General features: G+C 63.0%; 9 protein-coding genes and 1 pseudogene. 6 read left to right on the top strand and 4 right to left on the bottom strand.

Features of this window, described 5'->3' with window-relative positions; all coding sequences use genetic code 11:
- Positions 1-39: 39 nt before the first annotated feature.
- Both RT309_RS01495 and rfbB read right to left on the bottom strand, forming a co-directional pair.
- A pseudogene (locus tag RT309_RS01495) lies at positions 40-588 on the bottom strand (dTDP-4-dehydrorhamnose 3,5-epimerase family protein); the annotation flags it as partial.
- 8 nt (positions 589-596) lie between these two features.
- Positions 597-1,595: a dTDP-glucose 4,6-dehydratase gene (gene rfbB / locus RT309_RS01490; protein ID WP_313354675.1), complete on the bottom strand. Its 999-nt coding sequence runs from the start codon at positions 1,593-1,595 to the stop codon at positions 597-599.
- 70 nt (positions 1,596-1,665) lie between these two features.
- On the opposite strand from rfbB, the gene rfbA reads away from it, so the two are divergent.
- Positions 1,666-2,538 carry a glucose-1-phosphate thymidylyltransferase RfbA gene (gene rfbA, locus RT309_RS01485; protein ID WP_313354673.1) on the top strand — a complete coding sequence of 291 codons (873 nt, stop codon included), beginning with the start codon at positions 1,666-1,668 and terminating at the stop codon, positions 2,536-2,538.
- Between the two features lie 65 nt (positions 2,539-2,603).
- Here the strand turns inward: rfbA and RT309_RS01480 are convergent, their stop codons facing one another.
- On the bottom strand, positions 2,604-3,449 hold the full coding sequence (locus RT309_RS01480; RefSeq protein WP_313354672.1) for an NAD-dependent epimerase/dehydratase family protein: 846 nt from the start codon (positions 3,447-3,449) through the stop codon (positions 2,604-2,606).
- 205 nt (positions 3,450-3,654) lie between these two features.
- Here RT309_RS01480 and RT309_RS01475 point away from each other — a divergent pair, with 205 nt between their 5' ends.
- Positions 3,655-4,503, top strand: a complete 849-nt coding sequence (locus RT309_RS01475) for an ABC transporter permease (RefSeq protein ID WP_313354670.1) — start codon at positions 3,655-3,657, stop codon at positions 4,501-4,503.
- Positions 4,503-5,699 (top strand): ABC transporter ATP-binding protein, encoded by a 1,197-nt coding sequence (locus tag RT309_RS01470; protein ID WP_313354668.1) that lies wholly within the window; start codon positions 4,503-4,505, stop codon positions 5,697-5,699. Before RT309_RS01475 ends, RT309_RS01470 begins: the two co-directional genes overlap by 1 nt.
- 3 nt (positions 5,700-5,702) lie before the next feature.
- Here RT309_RS01470 and RT309_RS01465 read toward each other — a convergent pair whose 3' ends face one another.
- Complete coding sequence (locus RT309_RS01465; protein WP_313354667.1) at positions 5,703-7,100, bottom strand: glycosyltransferase; 1,398 nt, start codon at positions 7,098-7,100, stop codon at positions 5,703-5,705.
- Between the two features lie 252 nt (positions 7,101-7,352).
- Here RT309_RS01465 and RT309_RS01460 point away from each other — a divergent pair, with 252 nt between their 5' ends.
- From RT309_RS01460 to RT309_RS01450, 3 genes are read left to right on the top strand one after another with little or no spacing between them, the layout of a single operon-like run.
- Positions 7,353-9,236, top strand: coding sequence for a rhamnan synthesis F family protein (locus RT309_RS01460; protein WP_313354665.1), 1,884 nt, complete (start codon positions 7,353-7,355; stop codon positions 9,234-9,236).
- The gene (locus RT309_RS01455; RefSeq protein WP_313354663.1) at positions 9,233-10,462 is read left to right on the top strand and encodes an acyltransferase; all 1,230 of its coding nucleotides are present in this window, start codon (positions 9,233-9,235) and stop codon (positions 10,460-10,462) included. The genes RT309_RS01460 and RT309_RS01455 overlap by 4 nt, the downstream gene beginning before the upstream one ends.
- Entirely contained in the window at positions 10,459-11,676 is a 1,218-nt protein-coding gene (locus RT309_RS01450; RefSeq protein WP_313354662.1) for an alginate O-acetyltransferase AlgX-related protein, read from the top strand. Before RT309_RS01455 ends, RT309_RS01450 begins: the two co-directional genes overlap by 4 nt.
- Positions 11,677-11,759: the final 83 nt, after the last annotated feature.

Raw genomic sequence — 11,759 nt, 5'->3', positions numbered from 1 at the left:
CCCCTTCTTCTCATATCCAAAACCAGGTCAGGCGAACGACATCGGCACCACGTCTACCAGGCGAGGGTGCTGTCGATCCTTCTCGGAGAGTTCAGCCTCGTGGAGAGGAACTGGCCACGGTATCGCAACAGTCTCGTCGGCGAGGTTGAGGAAAGTGTACTCGGCCTCCGGCGACCAGTGCTCGTTCACGAGGTACGAGTAGGCGGTCGAATCCTCCAGCGTTTGAAACGCGTTGCCCACACCCTTCGGCACGAAGATCGCCTCGGAAGGGGTGATCACGGTGGAGAAAACGATTCCGAAACCAGGCCCTTCACGGAGATCAACCCATGCCCCGAAAACGCTGCCGGTCGCGACCGAGATGAACTTGTCCCACGGCTCTGCGTGGATTCCGCGAGTGGTGCCACGCGTCTTGTTGAACGATACGTTGTTCTGCACCGGGCCGAGGTCTGGGAGTCCCTGCTCGACCATCTTCTGCCGCTGCCAGTTCTCCTTGAACCATCCGCGGTTGTCGCCGTGCACGGGGATGTCCCACAGCTGCAATCCGGAGATTGTGGTCTCATGGCACGCCAGCGGTAGGCCGAATTGCAGTTCGGTGCTCACTGGCCCGCCTTCGCGTACTTCGCCTCGGTTTCCGCCTTCTGTGAACGCCACCAGTCCTCGTTGTCTCGGTACCACCGCACGGTGTCGACGATGCCCGCGGAGAAGTCGGAGAACTGCGGCTCCCAGCCGAGTTCGTCGCGCAGCTTCGACCAATCGATCGCATAGCGACGGTCGTGGCCCGGGCGATCGGGCACAAGGTCGTAGTCGTCGGATGAGCGGTCCATCGCCTCGAGGATGAGCTCGATCACCTCGCGATTGCTCTTCTCGCCGTCGGCGCCGATGAGGTAGGTCTCGCCGATGCGGCCCGCGTCCAGGATGCGCAGGACCGCCGAAGAGTGGTCGTCGGCGTGGATCCAGTCGCGCACGTTGAGGCCGTCGCCGTACAGGCGAGGACGGACGCCGTCGATCAGGTTCGTGATCTGGCGGGGGATGAACTTCTCGACGTGCTGACGGGGACCGTAGTTGTTCGAGCAGTTGCTGATCGTGGCGTTGACGCCGAACGAGCGCACCCACGCCCGCACCAGCAGGTCGGATCCCGCCTTCGTGGAGGAGTAGGGGCTCGACGGGTTGTACGGGGTGTCCTCGGTGAAGCGCGCCGGGTCGTCGAGTTCAAGATCCCCGTACACCTCGTCGGTGGAAATGTGGTGGAATCGCACTCCAGTGCGTCGTGCTGCCTCGAGGAGAATGAACGTCCCGACCAAGTTCGTCTCGACGAAGGGAGCCGGGCTGCTCAGAGAGTTGTCATTGTGAGACTCGGCGGCGTAATGCACTACGGCGTCGTGGTCGGCGAAGAGATCGTCGACGAGTTCGGCGTCGCAGATGTCGCCCTCCACGAGGCGGAACCTGTCTGCGGGAAGACCGGCCAGGGAAGCGCGGTCGCCTGCATACGTGAGCTTGTCGAGCACCGTCACGGTGTCGTCGGTGTTTTCGAGGACATAATGGACGAAGTTGGAGCCGATGAACCCGGCGCCTCCGGTAACCAAGAGCTTGCGCATTAGGCAATCCTATCCGGCGCTGCCTGAATGAATTTGGCCTGAGACAGGCGGATGCACGACACTTGTCATCATGCGTGGCATTATTCTTGCCGGTGGCACCGGTTCTCGGCTCCATCCCATCACTATGGGGGTCTCCAAGCAGCTGGTTCCGGTGTATGACAAGCCGATGATCTACTACCCGCTGACGACGCTCATGCTCGCCGGCATCCGCGACATCCTGATCATCACCACTCCTCATGACGCAGACCAGTTCCAACGGCTCCTGGGCGACGGAACCCGGTTCGGCGTCTCGCTCACATACGTCCAGCAGCATTCCCCGGATGGGCTTGCGCAGGCGTTCACTCTTGGCGCCGACCACATCGGGAACGACACAGCCGCCCTCGTCCTCGGCGACAACATCTTCTACGGCCAGGGCATGGGCTCGCATCTGCGCGAGTACACCGACCTGTCAGGTGCCGCCGTTTTCGGGTACTGGGTCGCCGATCCCACGGCGTACGGTGTCGTCGAGTTCGATGAACATGGCCGGGCGCTCTCCATCGAGGAGAAGCCGGCCGTGCCGAAAAGCAACTACGCCATCCCCGGCCTTTACTTCTACGACAACGACGTGGTGGAGATCGCGAAGGACCTCAAGCCATCCGCTCGTGGTGAACTCGAGATCACCGACCTCAACCGCGTATACCTCGAACGCGGCGACCTGAAGGTGCAGATTCTGCCTCGCGGCACGGCGTGGCTTGACACCGGAACTTTTGATTCTCTGAGCGAGGCCACAGAGTTCATCCGCACGGTGCAGAAGCGCCAGGGACTCTCAATCGGCTGCCCCGAGGAGGTCGCCTGGCGGATGGGATTCCTGAACGACGACGAACTCCGAGAGCGTGCCGAGCCGCTGATGAAGAGCGGATACGGCACCTATCTGCTCGAGGTCCTCTCGCACGGTCGTCGCTGAGACACAACGGCTCGCGCGCCGAGGAGAAGGGGTATTCGGCTGTGCGCCGGATACCCCTTTTCGTTTCAGCTGCGAGCCATGACTTCGCGGATCGTCGTCGCGTCCGCCCAGACACCCGGAGAGTCGTATGGGCGGTCGGGGAAGGCTCCGTATTCGAGCGAGATCGGAAGCTCGTGTTCAGCGATGAAGCTCTCGACTTGGTCCGCGAGCGACCGCGGCTCGCCGGTCGCGCAGTTCACTGTGCCTGTCACATCCGGGGCATCGACGAGCGCGGCGAGCTGGCGACCGAGTTCCTCCACACGAATGAAGTCGTAGCGGTTCCTGCCGCTCGTGAAGGGGAAGATCGTCTTACCCGCGTCGGCCGCCTCTAGGAGCTTGCGGAAGATGGAATTGCTCCGACGGTCATCGCCGTAGATGTAGTACGCGCGAGCCCAGGCCAGACTGACTTGCTCCGGAAGGGCGAGCGGGAGGGCGCGACGTAACGCTTCCTTCGCGATGCCGTATTGCGACAGAGGTCGCGTGGGAGTGTCGCCGTCGATCGCGCCCTCCCAATAGCCGACTTCGTGCATGGTGCCGAGGGCGACGATCCTGTGCGTGCCCGACGACGCGGCGGACCGTAGGAGAGAGTAATGAGCGGACAACTGCTCCATGTGTGCCGGGGAGTTGTGGACGAAGCCGTCCTTCCACGCGAGATGAACGAGTGACGGCGCGTCTCCCCACGCGGCTACGTCGAAGTCCGTGGACAGCAGGTCTGCCTCCAGTCGGGCGGCCCTGGGATCGGTCGTCGCGGCGGATCCGGGACGCACGACTGCGACGACCTCGTGGCCCCTATCGGCCAAGGCTGAGACCACATGGGGGCCCAGATAGCCTCCGGCGCCTGTGACGACGACGCGCGAGGGGGATTTCGTCATGTTCTCACCGGTTCCTATCCTGTCCGCCGGGGAGCGGACATCTCGTCGAGGCTACCGGATCGTCGCCAGGCGGCCGCTCAGGGGAGATGAGGGCGCTGGGATAGGGTAGATGAGTTGATTCGACGGATTACGGAGCAAGGTGGATACGGACGCTCGATACAGGCTGCTCGCTGCCACCCCGTTCTCTCGCACGGACTCGTCGGGCTTGGTCACCGTCGCTCGCGGAGGCAAAGTCCGGGAACTTTTCCAACGACGCGAACTTCTCGGTCTTCTCGTTCGTCGCGACCTCCAGGCGCGATATCGCGATAGCGTCCTCGGCTTCCTGTGGACGGTCATCCGGCCGATCATCGTCTTCCTCATGTACTTCGTCGTGCTCGGTAAGTTCCTGCGGGCGGCCGATGGGGTTCCCGACTTCGCCGTCTATCTCTTCTCCGGGCTCACGCTCTACAGCTTCTTCAGCGAGATGGTCGTTGGGTCGGCGAGTTCGATCATCGCGAACTCCGGTCTGGTGAAGAAGATCTACCTCCCACGGGAGATCTTCCCGCTGGCCAGTGTCGGCGGCGCTGGCGTGATGTTCCTCATCCAATGCGGGGTGCTGCTCGGGGCAGCGATGATCTTCGACGCGCTGCCCGGCGACCTGCTCCAGATGCTCTGGTTCTTCCCCTCCGTCGCGCTCATCCTGGTGTATGGTCTGGCGCTCGGGATCTTCCTCGCCGCCGTCAACGTCTACCTGCGCGACGTGCAATACCTCCTCGAGCTCCTCGTGATGCTTGCGATGTGGGCGTCACCCATCGTCTACTCATGGCGAATGGCCGCAGATGCGTTCGCCAGCTTCAATCTCCCGAACTGGCTGTTCGAGGTGTACCTGAACAGCCCGATCACTCTGGGAGTCCTTGGCTTTCACCGGGCCTTCTGGGGGAGCGGCACGGCGGCCGACTACCCCTCGCAGCTGGGCCTGCGAATCGCGATCGCCTTCGTGATCGGTCTCGTTCTGCTGTTCTTCGCCCACCGCGTGTTCAAGCGCCTGCAGGGCAACTTCGCTCAGGAGCTGTGATGGTCGTTTCCGTTGAACCCGGTCCCGTCGTCGTCCGCGTCGAGGGGGTGTCCAAGTCCTTCCAGGTGCGGAAGGACAACACGTTGAAGGATCGAGTGTTTCATCTCGGCAAGCTCGGTCGCGAGCACCGCGAGCGCTTCACCGCCGTCGACGATGTCACTCTTGATATCGAGGCGGGTACGACGGTAGGTCTCCTCGGCGCCAATGGCTCGGGGAAGAGCACCTTGCTCAAGCTGATCGGGGGCATCGTCGCACCCACCAGCGGTGCCATCCTCTCGCGCGGGCGCATGGCTGCACTCTTGGAGCTCGGAGCCGGGTTCCACCCCGACCTCAGTGGGCGGGAGAATGTCTACCTCAACGCGGCGATCCTCGGACTCAGCCGCGAGGAGGTCGACCAGCAGTTCGATGCGATCCACGGCTTCAGCGGCATCGGAGAGTTCATCGATACGCAGGTGAAGTTCTACTCATCAGGCATGTTCGTGCGGCTCGCGTTCGCGGTGGCCGTGCACACCGACCCCGATGTCCTGCTCGTCGACGAGGTGCTCGCAGTCGGAGACGAGGCGTTCCAGAGGAAGTGCATGGAACGGATCGCGCAGTTCCGTGCGGAGGGGCGCACCATCGTGCTCGTCTCGCACTCCGCGTCCCAGGTGCAGGAACTATGCGATCGCGCGGTGGTGCTCGAGTCCGGCAAGGTCGTGTTCGACGGCGACGTCAACGAGGGAGTCGCCGTGCTCCGTAGGGTCCTCGAAGGCCGACGTCACGACGAGCTCCCGGACGAAGAGGCCGGGCTGCCGATCGAAGTGACCGGGATCAGCCTGCTCGACGATGACGGGGACGAAATCGAAGACGTGCGCGTGGGCGATCCACTGACTCTGAGGATTCACGTCCGCGCCTCGCAGCCGATGCCACGATGGGCGGCCGGCTTCAGCATCGATACAACCTTGGGGCAGATGACGATCGCTTCCAACACCGAGAGGCTCGGCATGACCCTTCCGCCTCTGCCCGCCGGTGATGGTCACGTCGACTTTCGGATCGAGCATGTCTATCTAGGGGCCGGTCAGTATTACATCAACGCGAACGCGTCCGAGGTGATCGACATCAATTCCCACGTGCTCATGCAAGGTCGGATGTTCACGGTGCACGATGCCACCACTACTCTCGGCTCCGTCGCGGCCAGGATCACCGCGGCGGCTTGACGGTCATCGGCGGCGGATCATCCTGCCGACGAGACGTAGCGGCGCGGATGCGCGCCAGGAGGTGCTGGCCCGAACCCGGTCGAGTTCGGAGTGCGCGCGGGACGCCTCGGAACGGGCCTCGCCCAGCTCGCCATCGAGTTGCAGGATCTTCGCCTCGAGGGCTTCGATGTGGCGCAGCCGGTGTGCGTCTGGTGATTCGTGCCGAAGCCACGAATAATCCGCTGCGCGAGTTGGTTCCTTCAAGAACTCGATAAGTGGCGCAAGCGCGTGATCCCACGTGAGCTCGCGGGCGAAGTCGCGCACCCGGTCGCGGATCGCGGCGGCATCCGCCTCGAACAGAATATGCTCCAGCGCTTCCGCGAGAGCTTCGACATCGCCCGGAGGAACGACGCGTCCCAGACCGTTGTCCCGGATTTGCGCCGCGAAGCCGTCGCCGTCCGTTGCGACTAGCGGCAGTCCGGCCCACACGTAATCGAGCATCCGCGTGCGGAAGCTGAATGCGGTCTCGATGTGGAGCGAGTGAGTGCTCACCCCCAGGTCGGCGTCCAAGAGGTAGTTGGCGCGGTCGTCGTAGTCGACCCAGTCCATGTTGAAGAACACATGCGACCCGACCAATCCCAGGTCGTCGGCCAGGCGTAGCGCGTCAGCGGCCATGCGTGATTCGCGGACGTCAGGGTTGGGGTACTTCATCCCCAGGAAGTACAGCTTGACCTGCGGGCGACGGCGGGCGAGTACGTCGACGGCGTGGATCAACGTGAGCGGGTCGAACCAGTTGTAGACGCCGCCACCCCAGAGGATGACTCGATCGTCGTCACCGATGCCCTCGACCCCGTCGCGGATGCCCCGACGGGTCTGGACCGGTTCCTCGAAGGGAACGCCGAACGGCACCACGTCGATCAGCGCACGCAGACTGGGGTCGCGATCGTAGTTCTCCGGAGAGATCCGGCCGAGCGCCCCGAGGTGGCCCAGCCAGAAGTCGCGCTGCTTCTCAGAGGCGCAGATGACGTAATCGGCGCGTCGCAGCTGGGTGGTCAGCATCTCGACGCAGTAGTCCACGAGAAAACGCCGGCTTTCCTCCCCGTCGTCCTTGCCCGATTCGAGCACTTCGAGATGGAGGGGGTCGTAGGCGTCGACCACGATGATCGCATCCGAGTCGACGAGCCACGGATACAGGGAGAATACCTCTCCCTGCGCGATGATGACATCGCTCCACGCGACGTGGCCGCGCAGCTCGTCGGCGTCTGCCGTGAACACACGGAAATCCTCGTGTCGCAACGTGGCGTCCTTCACCGACGCCAGTCGCACGTCAGCCGCGGCGCTGAGACGACGCGCGATCTCCCACGCGCGGATGGCCGGTCCGCCCATCTTGCGCCCCAAGGTGTCTGGCGTGATGATCAGCACGCGGTGCCGGGGGGCGAACTCGCCGGTGCGGGAGGAATCTGTCATGCGTGCGTTTCTCGGCTCGTGCCATCGTGGCGGGGTCGGATCGCAGGCGAGACGGATCTGCCGCGCCGCTCAATCAGCCAATCCTATCCCGAGCGGGTCAGGGGAATCGAGAAGGACCCGCCCGTCGGGCGGCTCGTGCGGCCCGAGGGTGCTCTCATTCACCTGCGGCTATACTCGACAGGATTGCCCACCCTTCGAAGGAGCCCCGTGAAGCGGATTGCGTTCTATCTTTTCTGGGAGAAGAACGGGGGAGTGGATCGCTACGTGTCTTACTGCCTGGAGAAGCTCCGGGAGCACGTAGAGCACATTGTGGTGGTCTCCAACGGTCCGCTGGCGACGGAGGGTCGGGCCGCGCTGGAACAGGTTGCAGACGAGGTCTGGGAGCGCGAAAACGTCGGTTTCGATGTCTGGGGATACAAGGAGGGTCTCGAACGCTTCGGCTTCGATCGCCTCGCCGAGTACGACGAGCTCATCCTCCTCAACTACACGTTTTTCGGACCGATGTACCCTTTCTCCGAGATGTTCGATCGTTCACAGACGTGGGACGTCGACTTCTGGGGGGTCACCGAGCACGGCGAGGTTCGCCCGCACCCGTTCGCTGCGAAGGGCGTTCTGCAGCGACACATCCAGTCGCACTGGATCGCTGTTCGACAGCGGATGCTCGCCTCTCCGATGTTCCGCGAGTACTGGGCCGACATGCCGATGATCACCAGCTACGAGCAGTCTGTTGACGAGCACGAGGGCCGATTCACCCAGTACTTCGAGGAACGCGGCTTCTCGTCGGAGGTGCTGTTCCGAGGCGAGCGATACACGAGCCTCAATCCCATCCTGGACGAAGTCGTGCAGCTCACCGCGGACCGATGCCCAATCCTCAAGCGGCGCACCTTCTTCCACAGTCCGCTGTACTTCTCCGACTATGCCATCATCGGTCGCGACGTCATCGACATCCTCGAGCGGACGTCGGACTATCCGCTTGAACTCGTCTGGGAGAACGTCGCCCGCACGACGGAACCCCGGGTAGCGGCGACGAACTTCTCCCTGAACCGCATCTACTCCGATGCGCTGGAGATGGATGCCGAACGCTTCGAGCGGACGAAGCGCATGCGTGCTCTCGTGGCGATCCACTGCTACTACGAGGACATGATCGAGGAGCTCATGGGCTACGCCGATCGCCTCCCATGCGAGCGGCACGTCGTGATCACGACGGACACCGAGCGGAAGCGATCCGCGATCAAGACGGCGCTGGCTGAGCGCGGTGAGGAATCGTACGAGGTGCGCCTCACTGCCTCCAACGCGGGCCGCGACGTCTCCGCGTTCCTGTTGGGATGCGCCGATCTGTTGCGCGACGACAGCTTCGACATCGTGGTCAAGCTGCACTCGAAGCGGTCACCTCAGGACGGCCCCGTAGCGGGCGAGTGGTTCAAACGGCATCTCATCGGAAATCTCCTGCACTCCGAGAACTACGCCGCCAACATCGTCGACCTGTTTGCGGAGCGACCCGAGGTGGGGATGGTTATCCCGCCTGTCGTTCATATCGGATTCCCGACCCTCGGTAAAGCCTGGTACCACAATAAGGAGCGCGCTTCGGAACTCTGCGCCCGTCTTGGCATCACGACGCCTCTGGATGAGTCCACGCCCCTCGCAGCATACGGTTCGATGTTCATCGCGCGGCCTCAAGCCCTGCGCACGCTCGTGGATGCCGGTCTCACGTGGGACGATTTCGACGAGGCGACCTATGTCGACGGCTCGCTGGCCCACGTCGTCGAGCGTCTCTTCACTTACTCGTCGTTGGGTGCGGGACTGCCGGTCTTCACCGTGCAGAGCACGGAACTTGCCTCGATCAACTACGCTTCCCTGGAGTTCAAGCTGCAGAACTTCAGCCAGGGTCTGCCCGGAACCGTGATGCAGCAGCGCGACTATCTCGATCGCCTGCTTCGGGGACCGAGCTTGCTCAGCGTCGGCAAGCGGGCGTTCTGGACTCGACTGCCGAGGTTGGCGCGTCTACTCCACCCAGCCTATGACGCCAGCCGACGCACCTACGTGCGATGGAGAATGGGGCGTCCGTCCGGCGCGAAGGAGGAGACGTCGTGAGCCAGGCTGGCGGCCCGCTCAGCGTCACAGAGGCGTTCGACCCGCGCTCGAATTCGCTCGACTTCCTCCGATGGTTGATGGCGTTCCTCGTGATCTTCTCGCATAGCGGCCCGGTCGCGGGCTTCTACGGCGGGGAGGACCTTGGCATCCAGATCTCGGACGAGCAGTCGCTCGGCGGAGTGGCCGTCGCCGGCTTCTTCTTCTTCTCGGGCTTCCTCATCACGAAGTCGCGGATGGGGCGCTCCACCATCTGGCGATACTTCTGGCGTCGCTGCCTGCGGATCTTCCCGGCCTTCTGGGCTGCCCTCATTCTGACCGTCGCCGTTCTTGCTCCAATCGCCTGGCGGTTGGAGAAGGGTACGTTCGACGGATATTGGAGTGCGACGGTGGAGTCGCCGTTGACGTACTTCGTCGACAACATGTTCCTTACACTGGGAGAACGCAACATCGCGGGCCTCGGAGAAACGGTTCCCTACTTCTTGAACCATGGCGTGCGGGACTGGAACGGCTCTGCGTGGACGCTGTCCTACGAGTTCCTCTGCTACATCGTCATCGGCTTGCTCGGTCTCTTCGGAGCGTTGGCGTCGAAGCGGTTCGCCACGGCGTTCGCCGTGGCGGTCATCTCGCTCAATGCTCTACAGTGGCTCGGCGCCGGCAACGTCGGCGGGCTCAACAAGTTCCTGGCAGACCCCTTCATCCTGATGTTCTTCGCGCCGTTCGCGTTCGGTATGCTCTTCGCGCTGCACGGAGACAAGATCGTCATCGACGATCGCATCGCGATCGGGATGCTCGGTCTCGGCCTCTTCACCTATGCGTTCGGCGGCTGGAACGTGATCGGACAGTATGGGTTCCTCTACTTCCTGATGTGGCTGGGAGTGCGGCTCCCCCTGACACGTTGGGCGCGCTTCGGCGACTTCTCGTACGGCATCTACATCTACGCGTGGCCGCTCATGAATCTGGCCACATATTTCGGACTGCAGCGGTACGGGTGGGTTGCCTATCATCTGGTGGTCGTGCTTGCCGTGCACGTGGTCTCGATCGCGTCATGGCACCTTCTTGAGAAGCCGGCGATGTCATTGAAGGACTGGACGCCTCGCTGGCTTTCCGTGTTTGTCGCCCGCTTCGCTCCGCTCACGGCGCGGGTCAAGCGGAGGGTAGTGAACCCTGACTTCTCCTCCACGCGATATGCGGAGTCGATGCGCGCAGCCTCGGGATCGGTGTCATGAGCGCCGGCCCTTCATTGCACTCGATGCACAGAGCGGAACGACAGGCGCCGCGCTCCCGTGCTCAGCGCATCGCCTACTTCGTACCGCTCATCCTTCTCCTCATCGCTGTGCTCGTGATGACCCTGATCGGAGTGGGAGCCAAACGAGCAATGCAAGCGGAAGCTGCTCGGATCCAACAGAGCGTGCTCGGGCAGGAGTCACAACAGAGCAGCCTCCCGCAGATGTGTGTCTCCGAGGGTTTTTCTACCGGAGCGGTGGATATCTGGACGGGGCCGAAGACGGCTTCCTCCGACGCCGAGTATGCCATGCACACCGAGGTCCAGGGGATGCGAGTTCAGGGGCGCGATGGCTTCGACTTCTGGGGGGATGAGCAGTCGCATAACTTCTCCCAAGCACTCGGACGGGCTCCCTGGCTAGATGAGCAGCTGGCGCAGTGGATCACCTACTTCTCGGACCTGGACGCTCGACTTCAGCAGGACGGCCGCGATCTGGTGATCGTTGTGGTCCCAGCGAAGTGGGAGCTCTATCGAGAGAAACTCCCGGAATGGACAGATGACCTGCAGGGCAAGACCCACCTCGATCAGTTCCTTGAGCGTTCGGGTGACCTTCCGATAGTCGACGTTCGTGAAGCGATGCAAGTCGCCAAGCGCAACGCTCCGGTGTATTCGGCAGTGAACACTCACTGGAGCCCCTACGGAGCTTATGCCGCATGGCAGCAGATAGTCGGGTGTGCGGCCGATCTTTATCCGGAATCGGTCTGGCAGCGGATTCAGATACCTGAGGCTTCCGAAGTGACCATCGACGTCGCGCCGAATGAGTTCGTTCCGTACGGCAACACTTCGTCCGCCGAGGATTGGGCCGTTCCCACCCTTACAGGGCTCGACTCGGTTCGGTCGCGGATCACGGCCTCTGACGGGACGGCGGTGCCGGGTCCAACGGACGGCTCTGTAGGTCTGCTGGATATGCCGGCGAAGACCGAATCCGATTCGGGAACCGGACGCGCGCTAATCATGCGAGATTCGACGGGTGAGGCGCTCGCACCGATCTGGGCAAGCACGTTCCAGACAACGTGCCAGGAACGCCACAACCTCGACTACCCAGGGAACAGGCCGGACGTTGTCGATCAGGCGCGGACGTGCGACGCGGACACAGTGCTGTTCGCTTTCACAGAACGATACTTCGCTCAGTCGCCGCCGCTTCCATTCACCGGCTGAGGTATCCCTCTGGCTCAGATCACGCGGAATCACCCGCCAAGAGGCTCGATCGGTTGCTTGGCAGGCAGCGGCAGTGAGCTGAG

The organism is Microbacterium sp. (assembly GCF_032084865.1).
In the GTDB taxonomy this organism is placed as follows: Bacteria; Actinomycetota; Actinomycetes; order Actinomycetales; family Microbacteriaceae; genus Microbacterium.
The sequence above is the reverse complement of the archived record's forward strand: the minus strand, read 5'-3'. Positions and strand labels throughout refer to the sequence as shown.